At 66.3% G+C, this 23346-nt stretch carries 16 protein-coding genes; 5 read left to right on the forward strand and 11 right to left on the reverse strand.

What is annotated here, in order from left to right; translation table 11 throughout:
- Positions 1 to 6: 6 nt before the first annotated feature.
- The 4 genes from BI49514_RS00155 to glmS all read right to left on the reverse strand — a co-directional run bounded on the left by BI49514_RS00155 (position 7) and on the right by glmS (position 5445).
- Positions 7 to 1536: a bifunctional ADP-dependent NAD(P)H-hydrate dehydratase/NAD(P)H-hydrate epimerase gene (locus BI49514_RS00155; protein ID WP_101543294.1), complete on the reverse strand. Its 1530-nt coding sequence runs from the start codon at positions 1534 to 1536 to the stop codon at positions 7 to 9.
- Between the two features lie 106 nt (positions 1537 to 1642).
- Positions 1643 to 2950 (reverse strand): M20 metallopeptidase family protein, encoded by a 1308-nt coding sequence (locus tag BI49514_RS00160; protein ID WP_101543296.1) that lies wholly within the window; start codon positions 2948 to 2950, stop codon positions 1643 to 1645.
- 76 nt (positions 2951 to 3026) lie between these two features.
- Positions 3027 to 3497 (reverse strand): holo-ACP synthase, encoded by a 471-nt coding sequence (locus BI49514_RS00165; protein ID WP_101543299.1) that lies wholly within the window; start codon positions 3495 to 3497, stop codon positions 3027 to 3029.
- A gap of 73 nt (positions 3498 to 3570) precedes the next feature.
- Positions 3571 to 5445 (reverse strand): glutamine--fructose-6-phosphate transaminase (isomerizing), encoded by a 1875-nt coding sequence (gene glmS, locus BI49514_RS00170; protein ID WP_101543301.1) that lies wholly within the window; start codon positions 5443 to 5445, stop codon positions 3571 to 3573.
- 261 nt (positions 5446 to 5706) lie between these two features.
- Here glmS and coaA point away from each other — a divergent pair, with 261 nt between their 5' ends.
- Together coaA and BI49514_RS00180 are read left to right on the forward strand one after the other, a co-directional pair.
- Complete coding sequence (coaA, locus tag BI49514_RS00175; RefSeq protein ID WP_025779539.1) at positions 5707 to 6744, forward strand: type I pantothenate kinase; 1038 nt, start codon at positions 5707 to 5709, stop codon at positions 6742 to 6744.
- A gap of 249 nt (positions 6745 to 6993) precedes the next feature.
- Entirely contained in the window at positions 6994 to 8856 is a 1863-nt protein-coding gene (locus BI49514_RS00180) for an ABC transporter ATP-binding protein (RefSeq protein WP_101543303.1), read from the forward strand.
- A gap of 81 nt (positions 8857 to 8937) precedes the next feature.
- On the opposite strand, the gene glmM is transcribed toward BI49514_RS00180, so the two are convergent.
- The 3 genes from glmM to rplM all read right to left on the reverse strand — a co-directional run bounded on the left by glmM (position 8938) and on the right by rplM (position 11769).
- Positions 8938 to 10290: a phosphoglucosamine mutase gene (gene glmM / locus BI49514_RS00185; RefSeq protein WP_101543305.1), complete on the reverse strand. Its 1353-nt coding sequence runs from the start codon at positions 10288 to 10290 to the stop codon at positions 8938 to 8940.
- A gap of 493 nt (positions 10291 to 10783) precedes the next feature.
- Positions 10784 to 11293 (reverse strand): 30S ribosomal protein S9, encoded by a 510-nt coding sequence (rpsI, locus tag BI49514_RS00195; RefSeq protein ID WP_025779545.1) that lies wholly within the window; start codon positions 11291 to 11293, stop codon positions 10784 to 10786.
- 32 nt (positions 11294 to 11325) lie between these two features.
- On the reverse strand, positions 11326 to 11769 hold the full coding sequence (rplM, locus tag BI49514_RS00200; protein WP_101543309.1) for a 50S ribosomal protein L13: 444 nt from the start codon (positions 11767 to 11769) through the stop codon (positions 11326 to 11328).
- A gap of 416 nt (positions 11770 to 12185) precedes the next feature.
- On the opposite strand from rplM, the gene BI49514_RS00215 reads away from it, so the two are divergent.
- Together BI49514_RS00215 and BI49514_RS00220 are read left to right on the forward strand one after the other, a co-directional pair.
- Positions 12186 to 14504, forward strand: a complete 2319-nt coding sequence (locus BI49514_RS00215; protein WP_145996163.1) for an alkaline phosphatase family protein — start codon at positions 12186 to 12188, stop codon at positions 14502 to 14504.
- Positions 14501 to 16753: a hypothetical protein gene (locus BI49514_RS00220; RefSeq protein WP_244195175.1), complete on the forward strand. Its 2253-nt coding sequence runs from the start codon at positions 14501 to 14503 to the stop codon at positions 16751 to 16753. The genes BI49514_RS00215 and BI49514_RS00220 overlap by 4 nt, the downstream gene beginning before the upstream one ends.
- Positions 16754 to 16943: 190 nt before the next feature.
- On the opposite strand, the gene BI49514_RS00225 is transcribed toward BI49514_RS00220, so the two are convergent.
- From BI49514_RS00225 to BI49514_RS00235, 3 genes are all read right to left on the reverse strand, one after another.
- Positions 16944 to 19562 carry a bifunctional metallophosphatase/5'-nucleotidase gene (locus BI49514_RS00225; protein WP_101543316.1) on the reverse strand — a complete coding sequence of 873 codons (2619 nt, stop codon included), beginning with the start codon at positions 19560 to 19562 and terminating at the stop codon, positions 16944 to 16946.
- A 254-nt stretch (positions 19563 to 19816) separates the two neighbouring features.
- Positions 19817 to 20671: a tRNA pseudouridine(38-40) synthase TruA gene (gene truA, locus BI49514_RS00230; protein ID WP_101543317.1), complete on the reverse strand. Its 855-nt coding sequence runs from the start codon at positions 20669 to 20671 to the stop codon at positions 19817 to 19819.
- Positions 20668 to 21288, reverse strand: coding sequence for a LemA family protein (locus BI49514_RS00235; RefSeq protein WP_115614084.1), 621 nt, complete (start codon positions 21286 to 21288; stop codon positions 20668 to 20670). The genes truA and BI49514_RS00235 overlap by 4 nt, the downstream gene beginning before the upstream one ends.
- Before the next feature lie 242 nt (positions 21289 to 21530).
- On the opposite strand from BI49514_RS00235, the gene BI49514_RS00240 reads away from it, so the two are divergent.
- The gene (locus BI49514_RS00240) at positions 21531 to 22673 is read left to right on the forward strand and encodes a glycosyltransferase family 4 protein (protein WP_101543320.1); all 1143 of its coding nucleotides are present in this window, start codon (positions 21531 to 21533) and stop codon (positions 22671 to 22673) included.
- Between the two features lie 12 nt (positions 22674 to 22685).
- Here the strand turns inward: BI49514_RS00240 and BI49514_RS00245 are convergent, their stop codons facing one another.
- The gene (locus tag BI49514_RS00245; protein ID WP_101543321.1) at positions 22686 to 23252 is read right to left on the reverse strand and encodes a cysteine hydrolase family protein; all 567 of its coding nucleotides are present in this window, start codon (positions 23250 to 23252) and stop codon (positions 22686 to 22688) included.
- Positions 23253 to 23346: the final 94 nt, after the last annotated feature.

Below are 23346 nucleotides of genomic sequence, written 5' to 3' on the forward strand. Positions count from 1 at the left end.
GCAGATTCAATCGGTGCCGTGGATGAGTTCGCCGACCACCTCGGCGAGGGCATCGGCGAGCCCGGACGCGGTCACCGCGCGCCGGCCGGCCTCGTTGTGCAGCAGCACTCCGAGTCCGGCCAGGCGAGCCCACTCGCGGGGTGGACGTGTCCGGTCCTCGCTGTCGTAGCGGCCGTGGGCGGCGGTGATCGCGGCGAGCGTGCCGAGGATCCCGGCGAGCACGTCCCCGGAGCCCGCCGTGGCGAGGGTGCCTGGCCCCGGTGCAGGCAGAACGACGTGCCCGTCGGGGGCGGCGATGACCGTGTGATGGCCCTTGAGCAGGACGATCGCGCCGGTCAGCTCCGCGGCTCGCTGCGCCCACCGCATCGGGTTCGCCCCGATCCGACCGGCGGTGATGATCTCGCCGAGGAGGCGGCTGAGCAGCCGCGCCAGCTCGGCGGCGTGCGGGGTGATGATGAGCGGGCGGTCGGCCAGCCAGGTGCCTGCCATCGATTCCGCGCGGGCGATCATGTCGAGGCCGCCTGCGTCGACGACGACCGGTGTGCGGTTGCCGGCCAGCGCCTCGGCGACGCCCTGCACGAATTCGGACTCGGGATCGCCCGGGCCGAGGACGACGGAGTCGATGCGGCCAGAGGCGTTGACGACCTCGGGGTGGAGACCGAGGACGTGTTCGGCGACGAGCGGAGAGCCGAGATAGCGGACCATCCCCGCTCCGGTGTTCACCGCCGAGGTGGTGGTGAGCACGCCCGCACCGGGGTAGTCCTCGGAGCCGGCGAGGACCCCGGCGACACCGCGGGAATATTTGTGCCCGGTCGCATCGGGGCGGGGGAATCCGGCGACGAGATCATCGCGATCGAGCAGCTCTGCAGCGGCCAAGCGGGGGTCGGGGCCGAGGCCGATATCGATGACGTCGATGGTCCCGGTGAACTCGTCCACGCGCGGATCGATGAGTTCGGTCTTGAGGCCGCCGAAGGACACAGTGTGGTCGGCGTGGAGTCGTTTCTCTGCACCCGTGTGGTTCGGGTCGAGGTCGGAGGGGACGTCGACGGCGATGAGGCGGCCGGTCCGGTGCGGTGCCCAGTCGGCGATGAGTTTGGAGATGTGGTCAGGCAGTCCGCGCCGACCGCCGGTGCCGAGGATGCCGTCGAGGACGAGGTGGGCGCGGGCGAGTTCGCGCAGAGCGTCGGCCCGGGCCGCATCGGCCTCTGGCGAGTCGAACGCGATCACCTGCGCACCTGCGCTGCGTGCCGCAGCCAGTCCATCGTCGTGAGTGCGATCGAAGAGGGTGATGACCGTGACGGCGGCGCCGCGCCTGCCCAATGTCGCCGCGGCGAAGAGTGCGTCCCCGGCGTTGTTGCCCGGCCCGGCCAGTACGCTCACGCGAGTGCCGGTGACCTGTCCGTGGTCGGCCTTCAGCATGGCGGCCGCACTGTTCGCGAGCGCTCGGGCCGCCCTGGCCATGAGCGGGATGCCGGCTTCGAGCAGCGGCTTCTCGGCCTCCCTGATGGTTTCACTCGGGTAGGCGAACACGCTCATCGACTGCTCCTCTGCACAAATCTGTTCCTGATACGACGTCGCCCTGCGCGGGGCCTGTCCCTGCACCGTATGCCGTTTCCACCGTCCGGGCCAGGGGTCGGGCGGATCAGCCCTCGGACAGCTGCGCCAGCCGGCGCCCCGCCAGATGGGCGAGGAACAGAGCCTGGTCGGCGAGGCCGTCGTCGCTGTGGCGGGCGCGAGGGGAATGATTGGCTTCGCGTTCTTCGACCGGCAGATTCGGCAGGGCGACTCCGAAGTGTCCATAGGCTCCGGGCACGGCGTCGAGCACACGGGAGAAGTCCTCGGAACCGGGCAGCGGATTCGCCTTGCGCACGGTCCGCTCCTCGCCGAAGAGGTCGGTGAAGGTGGAGAGGAAGAACTCGGCTTCGGCGTCGTCGTTGATCGTCGGCGGCAGGATCTGCTCGTACTCGACGTCGGCCGACTGGCCGTGGGCGGCGACGAGATCACGAACGAGCTGAGGCAGCTCCGCCTCGGCGCGGGAGGTCACAGCTTCCGAGAACGTGCGCACACTGACGACCAAGGTCGCGAAGTCGGGGACGACGTTGGGAGCGGTGCCGCCGTTGAACTGGCCGACGGTGACGACGAGCGGGTCGAAGATGTCGAAGCGGCGGGTGACGTATTCCTGCAGCTGGCCCACGAGCATGGCCCCCACCTGGATGGGGTCCTTGCCGGTGGCCGGGCGGGAGGCGTGCGTGCCCTTGCCGTTCACGGTGATCGTCATCTTCGAAAACGCCGCCATGTACGACCCGGGGCGGGAGCTGGCGACCCCGAGGTCGGCGTCGGCGGAGACGTGGATGCCGAAGGCGGCTTTGACGCGGGGACCCGCGGCGTCGAGGACGCCTTCGTCGATCATCTTTCCGGCCCCGTCATAGCCCTCTTCGCCGGGTTGGAACATGAACACGACGTCGCCGGTCAGGGAGTCGCGGTCGCGGTGGAGGAGTTTGAGTGCGCCGACTAGCCCGGCGGTGTGCAGGTCGTGGCCGCAGGCGTGCATCCTTCCCGAGGTGGCCGCGAAGTCGAATCCGGTCGCCTCGGTGACGGGCAGTCCGTCCATGTCCCCGCGCAGGAGCACGGCGGGCACGACCCCGGTGGAGTCCTCCTTGCGGGCACCGCCGCGCAGGACGACGACGATCGACGACAGCCTCTCCCCCGTGCTCACCTCGACGTCGAGGCCTTCGCTGGCGTCGAGGACGAGTTTCTGCGTCACCGGCAGGTCGAGTCCGACCTCGACTTTCTCGTGCAGGGCACGGCGCAGGGTGACCAGGCCGGGTGCGATGTCGTTCGCGTCATCGGCGGTGGGCAGGTGCACTTCGCGTGCTGCTGCAGCGGCTGTGGGAGTGTTGGTGTCGTTCGCGGTGGGAGTGACGTCGGCATCGTTGGGAAGTGAGCTCATGCCCTGAGTCTATTACCACCGGACACCGCAGCAGGATGGACGTCGATCCTGCTCACCAGCCTGCGCCCCGGAACAACTACTGCTCCGGCATCTCGCCGAGGCGCGCGCCCTTACCGTACATCGAGTGGGTGAAGTGCTCAGCGGCACCTTCGATGCCGGGGCTCAGGGACGGCCCCTCCCCCTCGGCGATGACGAAGGTCATCGTCAGGTGCGCATCGTGGGTGATCGACAGGTGGATGTTCGTCCCGCCGATGGCACGGAAGTGCTCGAGCACGAGCCCGCGCAGACGGAAACTCGGCGCACCGGACCTGGCGGGGACCACCTCGGCGGACTGCCACGGCAGCCATCCGGGGAAGCCGATCGCTTTCTTCAGCGCCTCCTTCGCGGAGAACCGCGCCGCCAAGGAGGCATCCGTCCGGCGTTTGCCGTTGCGTTTGAGCTGCTCACCGGGAGTAAGCAGACGATCGAGCAGCTCGGGCACGCGTTCGATGTGCTCGGCGAAGCGCGGCACGTCGGCAATGTCAGTTCCGATGCCTAAAATCGCCACAATCGAACCTCCTCAGATACCCGACCGACTCAGATGCCGGACCGACCATTGTCGTGCCCGGCACCGAGGCGGATCATTCGACAGTGACCGACTTCGCGAGGTTGCGCGGCTGGTCGACGTCGAGGCCCTTGGCCGTGGCCAGCTCCATCGCGAAGATCTGCAGCGGAACCGTCGTCAGCAGCGGAGCCATGAGCGTCGTCGTCTCGGGCACGTAGATGACCTCAGAGGCGAACTGATCGACCTCTTCGTCGCCTTCCTCGGCGATGACGACGGTGTTCGCACCGCGGGCACGGACTTCCTGGATGTTCGAGATGACCTTCGCATGCAGCGAATCCCGGCCGCGTTTGGACGGCACGACGATGATGACGAGCTGACCGTCGTCGATGAGCGCGATCGGTCCGTGCTTGAGCTCACCGGCGGCGAAGCCCTCGGCATGGATGTACGCGAGCTCCTTGAGCTTGAGCGCGCCCTCCATCGCCACCGGGTAGCCGACGTGACGGCCGAGGAACAGCACCGAATCGACGTCCTGATTGCGGTCGGCCAGGGCCAGGACCTGCGACTTCGTCTCGTCGAGGATGTGCTGGATCTTCGCAGGGATCGACTGCAGCTCGCCCAGGATCGTGCCGATCTCGTCGCGGAATTTGTTCCCCCGCAGCTGGGCGAGGTAGAGGCCGAGCAGGTAGCAGGCGACGACCTGCGACAGGAAGGCCTTCGTCGAGGCCACGGCGATCTCCGGGCCGGCGTGGGTGTAGAGGGCGGCATCGGATTCGCGTGGGATCGTCGAGCCGAAGGTGTTGCAGATCGCGATGACCTTCGCACCCTGCTGACGTGCGTGGCGGACGGCCATGATCGTGTCCATAGTCTCCCCGGACTGCGAGATCGCCACGACGAGCGTCTTCTCCGTGACCACCGGATCCCGGTAGCGGAATTCGTGGGCCAGCTCCACCTCGGTGGGGATGCGGCACCAGTGCTCGATCGCGTACTTCGCGACCTGGCCGGCGTACGCTGCGGTGCCGCAGGCGATCACGACGATCTTGTCCACGGACTTGAGCACGTTCTCATCGATGTGCATCTCGTCCAGCGTCAGGCGGCCCTCGGTGTCGAGGCGGCCGAGCAGCGTATCGGCCACGGCCTGCGGCTGATCGTGGATCTCTTTGTCCATGAAGGACGCGAAGCCGCCCTTCTCCGCCGAGGCGGTGTCCCAGTCGACCTCGAACTGCTCGCCCTCGACAGGGTTGCCTTCCGTGTCCGTGATCGTGACCGTCTCCGGGGTGATGGTGACGACTTCGTCCTGGCCGATCTCGACGGCTGTGCGAGTGTAGTCGATGAACGCGGCGACGTCGGAGCCGAGGAAGTTCTCCCCCTCGCCGAGGCCGATGACCAGCGGTGAGTTCCGGCGTGCGGCGACGACCTGACCGGGAGCATCGGCGTGGACGGCGAGCAGGGTGAACGCACCTTCGAGTTCGGTGGCGGTCTTGCGCATCGCGGCGGTGAGGTCGCCGGTCGCCTTGTAGTTCTTCGCCAGCTGGGCGGCGGCCACCTCGGTGTCGGTCTCAGAGAGGAACTCGACGCCCTCGGCGACGAGTTCCTTCTTCAGGTGGGCGAAGTTCTCGATGATCCCGTTGTGGATGAGCGCGAGCTTGCCGCCGTCGGCCAGGTGCGGGTGGGCGTTGAGGTCGGTGGGTCCACCGTGGGTGGCCCAGCGGGTGTGGCCGATTCCGGTCTGCGCAGCAGGCAGCGGGTTGGCCTCGATCTCCTCGGTCAGGGCGGAGAACTTTCCGGCCTTCTTCGCCGAGGCGAGCTGACCGTCTTCGGTCACGAGCGCGACACCGGCCGAGTCGTAGCCGCGGTATTCGAGCCTCTTCAGGCCGCCGAGCACGACATCGAGCGCCGAGTGGTCGGCATTGTCAACGGGGGCCTTTGATACATAGCCAACGATTCCACACATGAGGGAGATTTTACGCACTGATAGCCGATCTGGGGTATTTCGGCGAGTCACGATCGGGTCAACGTGACGAACTGCACGCGCACGCGGGCGCGGGAGTACGCGGTTGGGACCGGCAGACCCGACGGAGCCCGAGACGGAACGGCCTCCTCGGCGGGGTGGGGGGGGGGGCGCCTCGGTGAGGGTGGCGGACTTTCGCCGACCTGGGGCGGGTGGCGAAGACCTGACGCGGGTGGCGAACATGACGCATGACACAATGGGAGAATGAGCCATGTCGACCCTCAATTGGACCGTGCGCGCAAGCTCGCCGGACTCAATACCGCCCGGCGCAGCGAACCGGACACGACGTCCCCATTCTGGGAATTCGACCGGGAGGTGTGGGGCACGCTCGCCCAGGCCACGCCGCTTCCGCTGAAGCAGCGCGACATCGAACGGCTGCGCGGACTCGGCGATCGGATCAACCTCGACGAGGTGGCCCAGGTCTATCTGCCCCTGTCACGGCTGCTCAACCTCTACGTCTCCGCACGGAGAGCGAAGCACGACCTGACCAGGGAGTTCTTCTCTCCGCTGCACGAACGCGGGCTGGAACCGCAGGATGCCAAGCGCACGCCCTTCGTCATCGGCGTCGCCGGATCGGTCGCCGTGGGCAAGTCGACGACGGCACGTGTGCTGCGCGAACTGCTCGCCCGCTGGCCCGACACTCCGCGCGTCGAGCTCATCACCACCGACGGATTCCTCTACCCCAACGCCGAACTCGACCGTCGCCGCCTCAACGGGCGGAAGGGGTTCCCCGAATCCTACGACCGGCGCAAGCTGCTCAAATTCATCTCAGCCGTGAAATCCGGGGCTCCCGAGGTCCGTGCACCCGTGTATTCGCACCACACCTATGACATCGTTCCCGGCGCCGAGGTGGTCGTGCGCTCCCCCGATGTCCTCATCGTCGAGGGCCTCAACGTCCTCCAACCCGCCCGCCCCCGTCAGGACGGGACCGTGGGCTTGGCCATCAGCGACTACTTCGACTTCTCCGTCTACGTCGATGCGCGCTCCCGCGATATCCGCCAGTGGTACATCTCGCGGTTCCTCAAACTCAAGCACGGCGCGTTCCAGGACGAGGACTCCTACTTCCACCGGTACTCGCAGCTCGACGATGACGAAGCGATCACCTTGGCCACGGAGATCTGGGACTCCATCAACTTCCCGAACCTGCGCGAGAACGTCCAGCCCAGCCGCGGCCGAGCCGACCTCGTGCTCCACAAATCCTCCGACCACACCATCCGGAAGGTGCAGCTGCGGAAGCTGTGACGGGGGTCGCCGGGTCGGAGCATCAGGACTTGGCGGCCGCCTCGGCGAGCTTGTAAGCGGACCTGTGACGGGAGTCGCCGGGCGGTGGTGAAATAGTTTCACCGCTCTGGCGGTTGCACAGTATGCACTGAACTACTCACCGCCGGCAGGCCACCCGCCCACGGCGGCGACCGGATGCGAGCGATCCTCGCACCGTCACGGGATCCCCCGTGCATGCTCGGTCGTTTCGGCAGCAGAAAGGGACCCAGTATGAGCGTGCCATCCGCACATCACCTCATGTACTCCTCGGTCAAGAGCAAGAAGACCCCCGAGACGCGCATCCAACCGGGCATCTACAAGCGGATCGCCGGGTATGCGACCCGGCACAAGCGCAAACTCATCATCTTCCTGCTGCTGTCCGTGCTCACCGCGGGCATCGGCGTCCTCAACCCGGTGCTCGCCGGCGACGTCGTCAACGCGATCACCGGCGGCGGCCCTGTGTCCACGGTCGTGTGGCTGGCCGTGGCCATCGGCGGGTTGGCCATCGCCGATGCGGCCATCTCGATCACGAACCGGTACCTGTCCTCACGGATCGGTGAGGGACTCATCTTCGATCTGCGCACGGCCGTCTACGATCACGTCCAGTCGATGCCGATCGCATTCTTCAACCGCACCCGCACCGGCGCCCTGGTCTCCCGGCTGAATACGGACGTCATCGGTGCGCAGCGAGCGTTTTCGAACACCCTGTCCGGCATCGTGTCGAACTTCGTCTCCCTGGCCCTGACCGTCGGCGTCATGGTCACGATCTCCTGGCAGGTGACCGTGCTGTCGATCCTGCTGCTGCCGCTGTTCATCATCCCCACCCGAATGCTCAGCGGGAAGCTCGCATCCCTGCAGTTCGAAGCGGCCAACAATTCCGCAGACATGTCGACCCGCATGACCGAGCGCTTCTCCGCCGCCGGTGCCACCCTGGTCAAACTCTTCGGCAATCCTCGCCAGGAGAACGAGGAGTTCGCCGACCGCGCCGGCCAGGTCCGTGACATCGGCGTCAAGGTTGCGATGCTGCAGTCGACGTTCGTGTCCTCGCTGACTCTGGTCTCTGCCTTGGCGCTGGCTCTCGTCTACGGCGTCGGCGGTGCACAGGCCGTCGTCGGCAACCTCAACGCCGGTCAGGTCGTCACCCTCGCCCTGTTGCTCACCCGCCTCTACACTCCGCTGACGATGCTCGCGAATGCACGCCTGGACATCCAGAGCGCCGTGGTGTCGTTCCAGCGGGTGTTCGAGATCCTCGATCTCGTGCCCTACTTCAAGGAGCCTTCGCAGCCGAAGGCCCTGCCCACCGGTGGGTTGGATGTGCAGTTCGATCACGTCGACTTCGCCTACCCCAGCGCCTCGCAGGTCAGCCTGGCCAGCCTCGAAGACGTCTCCGTGCTCGACACCCGAGGCGGCGATCAGGTTCTCCACGATCTGAGCTTCACGATCCCCGCCGGGCACACCGTTGCCCTCGTCGGATCCTCGGGTGCGGGAAAGTCGACGATCGCGTCACTGCTGCCGCGGCTCTACGACGTCACCGGCGGCACGATCACCATCGGCGGAGTCGATGTTCGCGATCTGTCGTTCGCCGATCTGCGCGAGGCCGTCGGCGTCGTCACCCAGGACGGTCATGTCTTCCACGAATCGATCCGCGCCAACCTGGCGCTGGTCAATCCCGATGCCACCGAGGAGCAGATGCTCGATGCCATCGAACGGGCACAGTTGAGAAGCGTCATCGATGCGCTTCCCGATGGACTGGACACCGTCGTCGGCGAACGCGGGTACCGACTCTCCGGAGGCGAACGTCAGCGCCTGACCATCGCCCGGATGCTGCTGGCGTCTCCGGAGATCGTCGTGCTCGATGAGGCCACCTCGGCGCTGGATTCGACGAATGAGGCCGCGATCCAGCGTGCCCTGGCCCAGGCGATGCACGGGCGGACGGCTCTGGTCATCGCCCACCGTCTGTCGACGATCCGGCAGGCCGACACGATCCTCGTCGTCGAGGCCGGTCGCATCATCGAGAAGGGCACTCACGACGAGCTGGTCAGCCGCGGCGGCCGCTATGCCGAGCTCTACGCCACCCAGTTCGCCTCGAGCTGAGCGTCGATCAAGGGCCCGCCCGAATATGCTGCGGAAGACCGCGACATATCCGAGCGAGCCCTTGATCGAGCGATAGAACGCTTACAGCGCGAGGTGTTCCTTGACTGACGCGGCCAGGCGCTCGGCCTGGGCGGAGGCGGCATCCTCGGTGGCGGCTTCGACCATGACCCGGATGAGCGGCTCCGTACCCGAGGCGCGCAGCAGCACGCGCCCGGTGTCGGCGAGTTCGGCCTCGACAGCGGCCACCTCGGCGGCGACCTGCGGGTGATCGACGTTGTTCTTGTCCACGCCCTTGACGTTGACGAGCGCCTGCGGCAGCTGCGGGATCTCCGCGGCGAGGTCGGCCAGGGTGCGCTTGGCATCGGCCATCCGCTTCATCAGATGCAGGGCGGTCTGCACTCCGTCGCCGGTGGTGCCGTGATCGAGCATGAGCACGTGTCCGGACTGCTCCCCGCCGAGCGCATACCCGTCGGCGAGCATCCGCTCGAGCACATACCGGTCGCCGACAGCGGTCTGCACGGTCTCGATGCCGTATTTGTCCATCGCCTGCTTCAGACCCAGGTTCGACATGACGGTCGTGACGAGGGTGTTGCCGCGCAGTTCACCGAGCTCCTTGAGCCCGATCGCCAGGATGCCCATGACCTGGTCACCATTGACGACCCGCCCCAGCGAATCCACGGCCAGGCAGCGGTCAGCGTCACCGTCGAAAGCCACGCCCAGATCGGACTGGGTCTCGACGACGAGGCGCTGCAGCGGTCCGAGGTGGGTCGATCCCACACCGTCGTTGATGTTGAAGCCGTCGGGTTCGGCGGCGGAGACGATGACTTCGGCGCCAGCCTGGCGCAGGGCGGCGGGTCCGACGATGGACGCCGCACCGTGAGCGCAGTCGACGACGACCTTGAGTCCCGACAGCGGGCGCACATTGTCGGCGTCGACACAGCGCACCAGGTGTTCGGTGTACTCGTCGGCAGCGGCCGGGTAGCGCGAGATGCGGCCGACGTCCGCGCCGGTCGGACGGTCCCAGTCCTCATCGAAGATCGCGAGGATCTCGTCTTCGACTGCGTCGTCGAGCTTCGTGCCTCCCGCGGCGAAGAACTTGATGCCGTTGTCGGGCATGGGGTTGTGGGAGGCGGAGATCACGACTCCGAAGGCGGCGCCGGTGTCTTTCACGACCTGGGCGATGCCCGGCGTCGGCAGCATGCCCGCGTCGAGGACGTCGACTCCCGTCGAGGCTATTCCGGCGCTCAGTGCGGCGGAGAGGAATTCGCCGGACACGCGCGTATCACGTCCGACCACGGCGAAGGGGCGCTTCTCACCCGTCCAGCCGCGGCTGAGCACGCGTGAACCTGCGACCGAGAGCTGGAGCGCGAGTTTGGCCGAGATATCGTGATTGGCCAGTCCGCGCACTCCATCGGTGCCGAAGAGTCGAGACATAGTGGAGATCCTTTCGTCAATGTCGGAGTCGATCTTAGTCGATCCGCTGTGTGTCGCTCGTGATGTCGGCACCCTCGCCGAGGCGGCCGGCCGCAGCCACGACCGTTGTGATCGATCGCGGCGTCGCGAGTGTCCGTTCAAGGCCGAGCGCGCTTTTCGTGCCGTGCCCAGCTCGAAATATGTGCTTCGCCTTGAACGACGGGAACGAGCGGAAGGTGATCGGTTCGTTCAAGGCGGAGCGCACTTATCGTGCTGTGCACCATGCGATATTCGCGCTCACGCATGAACGACGGACTATGCGCCGAGGCGACACACCCGACCGCAGCCGCGGTCACGCGCAACGCCGGCCACGTCAGTGGCCGTGTGAGACGAGTCCGGATATGAGAATGCGGTCCCGAACCTGGTTCGGGACCGCATTCTCATGTTCATGATGCTGAACTGTCGATGACTGCGACTCAGTGGCAGACCAGCCGCAGTCGGTTCGCCAGCGAGATCAGCGCTTCGAGAACTGAGGTGCCTTGCGGGCCTTCTTGAGACCGGCCTTCTTGCGCTCAGGAACGCGAGCATCGCGGCTGAGGTATCCGGCCTTCTTCAGCTCGGCGCGGTTGGACTCCGCGTCGATCTGGTTGAGCGAACGAGCCACGCCCAGGCGGACGGCGCCGGCCTGGCCGGAGGGTCCACCGCCGGAGATCCGGACGATGACGTCGAAACGTCCGCCCAGGTCCAGCAGGGTGAAGGGCTCGTTGACGAGCTGCTGGTGCAGCTTGTTCGGGAAGTACTCTTCGAGAGTACGCCCGTTGATGGTCCACTCACCGGTGCCGGGGACGAGGCGCACACGAGCAATTGCCTGCTTGCGGCGGCCGACTCCGTTGCCGGGAGCGGTCAGGGACTGTCCACGTCCACCAGCGGTGCTTTCGCCCAGGCCAGCGGATGCGGGGGTCTCGGAAGTGTATTCGGTGATCTCTTCTTCGACAGTTTCTGTCGCGTTGGTGGTATCAGCCACGGTTCTCCTCGGTATGTCTAGGGCTCAGGCGCTTACTGCGCGACCTGGCTGAGTTCGTACGGCTGCGGATTCTGAGCGGCGTGCGGATGCTCGGCACCTGCATAGACCTTCAGCTTCTGCATCTGGGCACGTCCGAGACGAGTCTTCGGGACCATACCGGCGACAGCCTTTTCGACTGCACGCTCGGGGTGGGTGGCGAGGAGCTCGGCGTAGTTCACGCTCTTGAGGCCGCCGGGGTATCCGGAGTGGCGGTAAGCGCGCTTCTTCTCGAGCTTCGCACCTGTCAGCGCGACCTTGTCGGCGTTGATGATGATGACGAAGTCACCGGTGTCGGTGTTCGGGGTGAACGTGGTCTTGTGCTTGCCGCGCAGGAGGCGTGCAACCTGCGAAGCAAGGCGACCGAGCACCTGGTCAGTGGCGTCGATGACGTGCCACTGGTGCTCAACGTCACCGGACTTAGCTGTATACGTACGCAAAAGTAGCCTTCTTTTCGTATCTGTGTTCAGTGCAGCGCCGGATCCTCATCGGGTCGTGAGTCCAATGGGTCTCAAGCGCTGGTTGTCTTCAATCGGGTGAACCTATCGACGCATTCCCCTCACCTACGGGCCTGCAACGCATGAGGCTATGTAAGGGAGTGCGACAAGCACACACAACGACAATCAAATATACATGCCCTCAGGCCCGGGGAGCAAACGCCCAGAGCGGTCTCAGGGCCAGCTGAAACCCGAGCCGATAGTATTGATCTGTGCCGACTCACTCCAGCCTGCCCTTCCGACTTCCCGCATTGAGAATCCTGATGCTGGGTCTCCTGGTCGGGCTCCTGACAGTAGGCCTCGGACTCGGCCCCTCCTCCGCATCGGCATCGACCGACGGCTCGGCATCAACGGACAGCATGGCACCGACCGACGGTTCGGCCAACGCGAATGCGTCCTCCGCGCAGTCCACTGACACCACCAGGCCCCCGGCCGGGCAGACGGTCGTCTTCGGCATTCCGGGTCTGACCATCGATGATATCGACCCCGAGCGCACTCCGAACCTCTTTCATCTGCTCTCCGAGGGCGCGGCAGCGAACCTCAACGTGCGCACGATCGGCTCCGCCACCTGCCCCGCCTCCGGCTGGCTGTCTTTCGGCGCGGGCGCCCGCGCGCAGGCCGGCCCCTCCCCCATCGCCGAGGATGCCGACCCCGATGACTCGGCCCGCTGCCCTACGATGATCGCCCCCACCACGGACGGTTCCGTGGACGCCGAGGACGGGGCCGCCTCGGCGAAGGAGACCACGAACAGTGATGAAGCTCATGGCGACGAATCCGCGGCCAGCACGACGACGGCTCGGATCGAGGGCTTCGATGCGGTCAAGGAGCCCAATATCGGCTCCGGCTACTCCGTCGACTACGGCATGCTCGCGCGCGCCGTCACAGAAGCCGGCAGCACCGTGCCCGCCGGCACCGACGCGGCCGATGCGGACTCTCTGCTCGAACCCTGCGTCGCAGCCGAAGGTCCCGGCGCAGCCTATGCGGCCGCGGACGAAGACGGGGTGGTGACGAACTTCACGGAGGATGCGTTGGCCACGGACTGCCGCCTCGGCGTCGTCGACCTCGGCGCGATCGGCATCCGCTCCTGGCTGTTCGACCCGATCCCGAACTACTCCTATACCGTTCCGCCGAACTACGACCGGGAGACCCGCGTCGCTGAAGCCGACCGCCGCCTCGGCGTGCGTCTGCAGGAAGTGCGGGAGAACGCGAAGGACGGGGCCGCGGATCCGACGATCATCGTCGCCGGCCTCGGTGACAGTTCCGGTCTGCCGCAGCTGCGCGTGTTCATCGCGTCCGGGCCCGGCTTCGAACCCGGTTCCCTGTCCTCGGCGACGACACGCACCCCGGGGCTGTTGCAGATCACCGATCTGGCGCCGGGCATCCTCGATGTCCTCGATGTCGATTCCCCGCGCGCCGTCGGCTTCGACTCCACCCCGACCGATGATGATCCGCAGCAGCGCATCGACGATCTCGTCGCCGAGGCGCAGAAGTCGACGACGATCCGTCAGAATCTCTCGACGTTCTCCATCACCCTCGACGTCATCTTCTACATCCTCTTCATCGCGTGCGCGGTCCTGCTCAACCGCTCCATCCTCGGCCGCCGAGGCGGTGCCACCCGAGCGTCCCACGTCCACCGATTCCTCGGCTGGGTGTCCCTGGGCGTCGCGTCACTGCCGATGGGAGCGTTCCTCGCCGGGCTCCTCCCCTGGTCGAGGATGGCCGACCCCGGCCTCGGTCTGTTCCTCTCGGTCATCGGCACCGCCGCCGTTCTTTTCGTCCTCGCCCTCATCCCGCCATGGGGTCGGACCTGGCGAGGACGGGTCGGCGCCCTGGCCGGGGCGAACCTGCTCATCCTCGCCGCCGACCTGGCCACCGGGTCCCATCTGCAGGCGAACTCGCTGCTCGGCTACAACCCGATCGTCGGCGGCCGTTACTACGGACTCGGCAATCAGGGTGCGGCGATCTTCATCGTCAGCCTCTTCATCTTCCTTGGGCTGATGGTCTCGTGGCTGCGGGCGCGCGGCCACCGAAAAGCCGTGATCATCGTGCCGGTCGTCGTCGGGGTGGCCGCCGTGTTCGTCTCCGGCAACCCATCCTGGGGTGCGAAGTTCGGCGGCACGATCGCCATCCTCGCCGGTCTCATGGTCCTGCTGGCAATGCTGTCGAAGATCCGACTGACTCTGCTGCGCCTCGCCCTCATCGGTCTGTCTTCGCTGGCCGTGCTCATCGGCATCGCCTTCCTCGACTGGCTGCGCCCGGCCGGGGCACGCTCACATTTCGGCACGTTCTTCGACCAGATCGTCACCGGTGAGGCCCTGCAGGTCGTCGGCCGCAAGCTCGGCGCGAACCTCCACATCATCCAGGTCAACCCGGCGCTGGCCATCGTCACCCCGCTTGCGGCCGTCGCGATCCTCGTCTTCCTCCGCTACCTCCTCCACTTCCCCCGCGTCCACGCCGGCAGCCGGACCGGGCGCCTGGTCAACAAATGGCGCGGACGGCTCCCTCAGCTTTTCACCGATTCCGACCTGCACTTCGGTTTCCTCGCCGCCGTCACCGGACTGGGCGTCGGGCTCGTGCTCACCGATTCCGGGGTCGCCGTGCCCTCGACCGGAGCCATGGTTCTGCTGCCCTTCCTGCTGGCGCTCAGTGCTGAGCACGCCGAGGAGGCTCACCGATGAGAGCCCCCGTGACCTCCCCCGCCGCTCGGGTTCTGCTCGGGATCCTGGCCATCGTCCTGTTCGTCCTCGGCCTGCCCCAAGCCGGGCAGGCGGTCCCGGGCGCGGGCTCGAACACGGATGCTGCTGCGGGCGCGAATGCGGCCGCGGGTGCGTCGGCTCGAGCCGACGTTCAGGCAGCGGGCGGGAGCGGTGGCACGGCTCGGGCTACGGAAGACGCCGACGGTGGGGCCGCCTCGGCGAATCCCGGGGTCGTGTCGATCAACGTCTCCGGGTTCAGCTTCGAGGACCTCGATCCGCGCACCACACCGCACCTGTGGGTGATGATGAAGGGCGGGCAGATCGGGACGATCACGCCGCGCAGCGTGCGCTCGACGAGCTGCCCGGTCGACGGCTGGCTGGGGCTCGGATCCGGCCGACGCGCCGCCGACGAACCCCGTGACCAGTGCCGCGAACCGGCGCCTCCGCTCGACGGCTGGGTCGCCGATTGGGACGTGTACGCGCAGGTGGCACGCGGTGACAACTACGATGCCTCCCTCGGGGCGCTGGCCGAGGCAGTGCCCGATATCCGCGCATTCGGCAACGGTGCCGCCATCGCCGCGGCCACCCCGACCGGCCGTGTCGAGAACTGGTCGCCCGTCGGATCCGACCTGGGCGCGGACGTCGCGAGATCGACCGCAGACGGCGAGCTCGCGCTCGTCGACCTCGGCAATACCACCGCCGACGGCTACTCGCTGAAGAATCTCGACGCTCAGGTCGGGGACATCCTCGAATCGACCGGATGGATGAGTGCGGATCAGCCGAACCGCCTCGGCGAGGGTCGTGTTCCCGTGGTGTTCTCCTCGATCGCCGACGGAGCGCATGAAGGTTCGTCGATGCAGGCGACGATGATGGTCGCGCCGGGCGGGCAGGCGGGACTGCTCACCTCGTCGTCGACGCGGCAGCCGGGACTGGTGCAGGTGCCCGACCTGGCACCGACGCTCGTGGCACTGTCCGGTGCCGAGGAGATGGACAATGCGGCCGGTGCACCGATGACCTCGGGGGCGCACGGGTCCGATTGGCATTCGCGCTATCAGGCGGTGCTCGACCGGCAGGTTGCGGTGAAGACGCAGAACGATCTGTCGACGTGGTTCTTCCCCGTGGTCGCCGCGCTCATGATCGGACTGTTGGCCTTGGCGTGGTTCATGCGGAAGAACCACCGGGAGCTCGTCCATTCCGGGGCGTACCGCCTCGGTGTCGTGTTCGCGGCGATGCCGATCTCGACGTATCTGGTCAATACCGTGCCGTGGGAGCGGGCGACGAATCCGGACATCGCGATGCTCGGAGCCTTGGCCGGGTGGGCGCTGCTGCTCGGGGTGCTGGCGCTGCTCGGCCCCTGGCGGCGGCATAAGTTCGGGCCGGTGCTCTTCGTGTCCACCGTGACCGTGGCCGTGCTCGCCTACGACGTCGTCACCGGATCCCAGCTGCAGATGTCAACGCTGTTGGGTGAGCCTCTGCTCATCGCCTCCCGGTTCTACGGGATCGGGAACTCGGCGCTGGCGCTGTACTGCTGTGCGCTGCTTTTGGCGGTCGCAGGGTTCGCGTCTCTGGTGACCAAGCCGCTGCATCGGGTCCTCATCGTCACTGTTCCCGTGCTCACCTCCTGCGTCATCCTCGCAGCACCAGGTCTGGGCACGAAGTTCGGGTCCGTACCGACCCTCATCATCGGAGTCGCCTACCTCGTGCTGTCCGCGGCGAGCATCCGGTTCTCGCTCAAACGGCTGGGGCTGACGGTGGGCATCGCCGGGTTCGTCATGCTCACCGTGCTGTTCCTCGACTGGCTGCGCCCGGCTGATCAGCGCACCCATTTCGGGCGGTTCTTCGACTCGATCATCAGCGGTCAGGCGCTCAGCGTTCTGGCTCGAAAGATCGGGATGAACATCGACATCCTCACCCAGTCGTGGATGACTCTGGTGCTGCCGCTGGTCATCATCGGCGTGTTCTGGATGGCGCTCGACCCCGCGCGCTTCCGACTGCACGGACTTCAGGACACCTACCTGCGGATCCCACTGCTGAGGGCGGCGATGATCAGCCTCGCGATCCTGCTGGGAGTCGGCACTCTCATCAACGACTCGGGCATCGTCGTGCCGGCCGTCGGCATCCTCTTCCTAGTCCCGGTGCTCACTCACCTCGAGACCTTTCGCGCCGGTCGCCCGCCGGTCCCAGCGACGCAACGCAGCACTCCCGATACTGCGGGCAGCACGCACCGGTAGCGTCACCACCCACCCTTCCTCGCAAACCGCGCCCGCAGGGACAAGACGCCCCTTTGCATCGGTGCACATTGCGGCCACCGGGTGAGGATGACGCTACGGGCGCGGGATGGCTCCCCGAGAAATGTGCCTGTATACGACGGCGGGCCGGAGAGAAGAACTCTCCGGCCCGCCGGTCTGATGCCAGTCTGACTCAGCTCTCGAGGCTGAGCTTGCGGCGGCGAGCCACCGTCACTGCGGCACCGCCGGCCACGATGAGCGCGAGGGCCGCTGCAACGATGTTGAAGGTCTCGAGGCCGGTGCGCGGCAGGTCGCCGCCGTCCTTCGAACCGTTCGCGTCAGCCCCGGAGCCATCAGCCGAACCGCCGTCTGCCGAGGAATTCGCACCGCCGGCATTGCCACCGTCCGCGTTTCCGCTGGCAGCACTGTCGCCTCCGTCAGCTGCACCACCAGCTGCGCTGTCGCCGCCATCCGCGGCACCACCGTCGGCGCTTCCACCATCGGCAGAACCGTCATCGCCGGCACCAGCGTCCGCGTCGTCACCGACAGCAGCGGTCGCCTCGAACTCATGAGCCAGCGGCAACGGGTTGTCATCCCACCACGGACCATCGGCATTCGCCTGGACGCTGACCTTGACGGTCACGTCACCCGACGCATCCTTCGGCGCGGTCACGGTCACCGGGATCTCGGACTCCCCTGCCGGGATCGAATCGAGGGTGATCGTCTTCGCGGCCGCCTCGGCGCTCACTTCAGGGGCCTTGCCCTTGGCGGCCTTCGCGGAAGCCGACTGAGCTCCGGACTGCGGGGCCACCTCGGCGGTATAGCCATCCGGCAGATCGACGGTGACCTCGATCGGACCTGCGACCTCGGATTTCGCGTTCGTCTTGAGGGCGAACTCGGCGCTCTCACCCGGCTTGATGGTCTTCGGCCCGGTCAGTTCGGCCTTGAGATCACCGTTGTTGATGACGTCCTTGGCCGCATCGGCCTGACGCTCATTCTTGTCCGGGGTGACGTCCTTGCCCTCGGCCTGGTGCTTGTTGAAGTAGTTCTCCCAGGTCTCGAAGTCGGTGAGTCCCGATTGTTCGAAGTCGCCCTTGGCGAAGGAGGAGAAGTTGTCGCCGCCGGCGGCGAGGAAGCTCAGCGTCGCGACCCGGTAGTCCTTGCTCGGGTCGATGTCCTCGCCATCGACCTTGACGGACTTCACGCGCTCTCCCTTGTCGGCGTTCGAGTCGTAGACGACGTCGAGGTCATCGGAGATGCCCAGGTGGAGGAACGGCCGGGACGCGCCGTCGGGCTGCCACTGCTCCTCGAAGAGGCCGATGACGTCCTCACCCTTCATCGTCACCACGCCGTGGTCATTAGCGAAGGGAAGCACGCTGTTGAGCTCGGCGACGGTGACTTCGCACTTTTCTTCAGTGTTGTAGATGTCGTCGCAGAGCAGGTCGGTGCGCAGCCCGCCCGGGTTCGTGATGCCGAAGTCGGCTTCCTCGAGCTGGGTCTCCTCAACGCCTTCCTTGAGCGCATCGGCAACGAGGTTGCCGAGCGTGGACTCGGCACCGCGGTCCTCCGCGCCGTCCTTCTTCGCTCGGGTGATGTCCTCGCTGATCGTGCCGGTGACCTCGGAGCCGAGCTCCTTGGCATTGGCTTCTGCGTCGCTGACGATTCCGGCGACCTTGTCGACGACCTCGGAGTCATAGCTCTTGTCCGCGGTTTCGATGAGGTTGATGCCGCTCGCCTGCCACTCGCTGTTGCCGTCGACGCGCATGGTCACTTGGCCGACGTATTCGCCGTAGCTGCCGGCCTCGATGACGGGGCGGGTGCGGTCGGGTTCCCCGGGCACCGGTGCCTCGAAGGCGTACGGAATGTGAGTGTGGCCGGTGAACATGGCGTCGACCGAGGCATCGGCCTCGGTGACGAGCTTGTTGAACTCGGCATTGGACGCCTTCGCATCCTCGAGGCTCTTATCCGATGATGCGCCGAGGTGGGCCTCGACGACCGTCATATCCGGTCGTTCGTCTTCCGGCAGGTTCTCGAGATCCTCGGCGACGCGGTTGACAGCGTCCGTCGGATCACCGAAATCGATGTCGGCGATGCCGTCGGGTGAAACCAACGAGGCGGTGTCCTTGGTGACGACACCGATGACGGCGATCTTGACCCCCGACACGTCCACGATCGAGTATTCGTCGATGCCGTCGACGACGTTCTCGGTTCCCTTGTCGTAAACATTGGCACCCGAGTACGGGAAATCGGATTCATCGCTCACACGCCCGGTGAGATCGTCGAGGCCTTTGTCGAATTCGTGGTTGCCGACCGCTGAAGCCTCGACGCCCATGGCATTGAGGACATCCAAGGTAGGCGTGTCGTTCTGCGACGAGGAGGTGTAGGTCGATGCGCCGATGTTGTCACCGGTCGACAGCAGCGCGGTGCCCCTGTTGTCACCACCGGTGCCGAACTTCGCCCGTTCGTCCTCGACCACGGAAGCGACCTCAGTGCCGGCTTCGGAGATGCGTCCATGGAAGTCGGTGATATTGAGCAGCTGGACCTTGGTGCCCTCGGGCGCTGACTGCGCATCGCTGCCGGCGTCCTGTTCGCTGCCGGAGCCCTCTGAAGCCGCGGACTCGCCACCGGTGGTCGAGTCGTTCGTTGATTCTTCAGCGCCACCGGGAGCTGCTTCGCTCGGCGCAGCAGCGCTGTCTTCTGCGGAGTTTCCGTTGCCCAGAGAGGGTGCCGCGATGACGGACGAGAAGCCGGGCAGTGTCAGCATCGACACCGCGGCGCCCGTGGCCAGCACTTTGGTCACAAGTTTCGACATAGATTCGGTTCCTTCGATCGTTCAGTGAGGCGCACATCAACCGTGCTGGTGGGGACGAAGACGGATTCCATCCTGCAGTGCCAATGCGAACTGAAAGTTACTTAAGTGTGAATCTACACAGGATTCTCACACCTGGAAAGAGGAATTCTCACATGATCGCAACATTTGTCGCATAAAGACGGCTTGATGACTCTGCCGATGCGGCACTCGGCACGGCTGCCAGCGCCGGCCGCCCCACTCCCCGAACCGCCGACCTATTCTTGATCGCGGCGAGCCATCGTCTGAGCGTTCCGAGCCGCATACTCCTCTGGTGCCGGGTATCCGACGGCGATGAGGACGAGCCCTTCGGCGGGCGTGACGAACATGGGCACATCTGGGGTCAGTCCGGCGTCCGCCTCGGCGATGAGCTCGGCCGGGCGGGTCACCGCCCAATTTCCGGACCCGACCTTGATCAGCCCGCCGACCAACGCGCGGACCATGTGATGGCAGAAGGCATCGGCACACAGGTCGATGGTGATGACAGCATCCTGATCCCGCTCGACGCGCAGTTCGTGGAGGGTACGGATCGTCGTCGCCCCTTCGCGCGGTTTGCAGAACGGCAGGAAGTCATGGAGTCCCTGGACTTCGCGGGCCGCCTCGGCCATAGCGTCGACATCGAGCTCACCCTTGTGACGTGGAGTCACCTGGGTCAGCAGCGGATCGATGAACGAACGATGATCGGCCAACCGGTACTGGTACGACCGCCACAGCGCGGAGAACCGGGCATCGAAATCCTCGGGTACCTCGGTCACGGAATGGATGACGATATCGAAGAACTCACCGGCCGCGAGGACTCCGCGCAGACGCGACAGCAGGGCCACCTCGGCGGATCGATTCGACTGGCCCACCAGCTTCGCGATCGCCGCATCGCTGATATCGATGTGGACGACTTGGCGACGGGCATGGACTCCGGCGTCGGTGCGGCCGGCGACGACGGTGGCCACCTCGGTGCCGGTGATCCGCTGGAGCCCGGATTCGACGGCGGCCTGGACCGTGCGCAGCCCCGGCTGCTTGGCCCAGCCGTGGAAATCCGTGCCCCGGTAGCCCAGGTCGATGCGGAACCGGGTCACGGGGTCATCCTCGCCGAGGCGGGGCCCTCCACGGCGGGTCCCCCGTCGTCGTGAACCGCCTCGGTGAAGGGGACGCGGGACTTGAAGACCTTCTTGAAGAGGCGGGAGATCGGGCGGTTCCGCTGCCGGTGATAGCGCTCGACATTCGTATTGTAGAAGCGCGCACCCGCGATGATCCGCTCTGTCAGCACTTGCAGCTGACCGTGCAGGAGCTGGATCGTCGTGTCGATCTCCTCATTCACCGCCGCCTGCTGGGAACGGGCAAAGTCCGAGGTCAGAGCTCGTTCCGTGACGGCTGTAGGAATGAGAGCGGCATCGTCGATGGCTGCGGTGAGTGCGTTTTCGGCGGCAGCACCGCGATGATCGAAGGAGGCGCGTTCGGCTGAGGCGAGCGCGAGTTCGAGACGGGACAGATCCTGGCCCGGGCTCTGGCCCAGAGTGCCGATATAGGACGGCACGAGTGCGTGCCGGGCACGGATCTCACCGATGAGCTGACGTTTGGCTTCATCGCAGACGGAGCGCGCCATGGACAGCTGGTTGAACCGCAGCACGGTAAGGATGACGAGGACGATGACGAGGGCGGCGAGCACACAGCCGCCGACGATGAACCAGACCACGCCCACTCCCCTCGCTCGCTCAGCAGCGCACACGTTTTCGACACCTCAGTTTACGCGGGGTTCAGACTCGTCGCGAACAGGACACCGTCCGGACGTCGAGGGCGAGTGGCAGCGGCCGCGACCCGAGCGATTTCGGCCAGATGTCGCCGACCTGTCGCCTTCGGGTCACACAGCAGTCACCCTTCAGGCATTAGCTGGGGCATGTGAGAGTAGCGATCATTGCAGAATCCTTCCTCCCCAATATGAATGGGGTCACCCACTCACTCCTGCGGGTCCTCGACCATCTGGCCGACCGCGGCGACGAGGTCCTCGTCATCGCACCGGGCACTCGCAGAGACGGTCCGAAGGAGGTCGCCGGCGCTCGCATCGTCCGAGTCCCCTCGATCGCCTTGCCGAAGTATCGCCGCATCCGCGTCGCACCCGGTGGGGTCACCCGCATCCGGCGGCTGCTGCAGCGTTTCGCCCCGGACGTCGTCCACTTGGCCAGCCCCTTCGTCCTCGGTTGGCGCGGGGTGCTCGCCGCCCAGGCGCTCAACCTTCCGACCGTCGCGATCTACCAGACCGAGGTTCCCGCCTACGCCGCCCGGTACGGCATGCACGGCATCGAAGCCATGCTGTGGAACCACGTCCGCAACATCCACCAGCATTCCTCCCTCACGCTGGCCCCATCGTCGTACACGATCGATCAGTTGGAAGGGCTCGGAGTCGCCGAGGTGGCTCTGTGGGCCCGTGGGGTCGATTCCTCCCGCTTCGACCCCGGCCACAGGTCCGAGCCATGGCGGCGAAGCGTGGCCCCGAACGGGGAGAAGATCATCGGCTTCGTCGGTCGTTTGGCTGCGGAGAAGCAGGTCGAGGATCTCGCCGGACTGACCGATCTGCCGGGAGCGAAGGTCGTCATCGTCGGTGACGGTCCGTGGCGGGCACGGCTGCAGCGGCTGATGCCGAACGCTCATTTCACCGGGTTCCTCGGCGGGGATGCTCTGGCCCAGGCGGTGGCGAGCTTCGACCTCATGGTCGCCCCGGGAGAACTCGAGACCTTCTGCCAGACGATCCAGGAGGCGATGGCCTCCGAGGTTCCCGTCATCGCCCCTGCCCGAGGCGGCCCCCTCGACCTCGTCGATTCCTCGCGGACCGGGTGGCTCTACGCGCCGAAGGACCTGGGCGCGATGCGGGCCCACGTCAACGACCTCCTCGGCGATGAGGCGAAGCGTCGGGCGTTCGGCGTCGCGGGGCGCGAACAGGTGCAGGCCCGGAGTTGGAAGAGTGTGTGCTCGCAGCTCGTCGGCCACTATTCGCGGGCGATCGAGAATCCGGCCCCGCAGGTGCTCGGCCGCACGTTCAGCTCGATGATCCACACCGGCCTCGAAGACACCCTCCCCTACTGAAGCCTCACCGGCTCAGCCGAGGCCGGCGGTCCAGTCGGCGACAGTGACCACTTTCGCCTGCTTGGGAAAGACCTTCTCCGTGAGCACTCGGTGGACCTCGGGGTCGCGGTCGGCGCAGGCGTCGGAGAGCACCGTGAGTTCGAAGTCGAGGTCAGCGGCCTGACGCACCGTCGAGAGCACGACTCCGCTCGTCGCGACTCCGGCCAGCACGAGCGAACGCGCCCCATAACCGCGCAGCAGCACCTCGAGGTCGCTGCCGGTGAAGGCGCTGATGCGCCGCTTCGTCACAATCGGCTCTCCCGAATGCCGCCCGAGGGTTTCGTGGATACTCGTCGACGCGTGTGTCTCATCCACATCTCCATGGGCGGCGATCTGCGCGAACGAGGCGGTTGCCGCCAACTCCGGATGCCCCTCACGCAGTGCCACCCGCACCCACACGACGGGAATGCCGTGCTCACGAGCTGCAACGACTGCGTCACGGGCGCGTTCGAGCACACCGGTTGAGCCGAAGGCTTCGTCACCGGCGATGCCGTTCTGGAAGTCCATGGCCAACAGGACTGTGTTCTTCGTGCCCGTCATCATGTTTCCTTCGGTTCGGGCGGGGGTTCGTCCCCGCTGTCGCCGAGGCTACTCCTCCCACCAGGTGTTCTGCTGAGACCAGTCTTCAGATGCG

Source organism: Brevibacterium iodinum ATCC 49514, assembly GCF_900169265.1.
Classification (GTDB): domain Bacteria; phylum Actinomycetota; class Actinomycetes; order Actinomycetales; family Brevibacteriaceae; genus Brevibacterium; species Brevibacterium iodinum.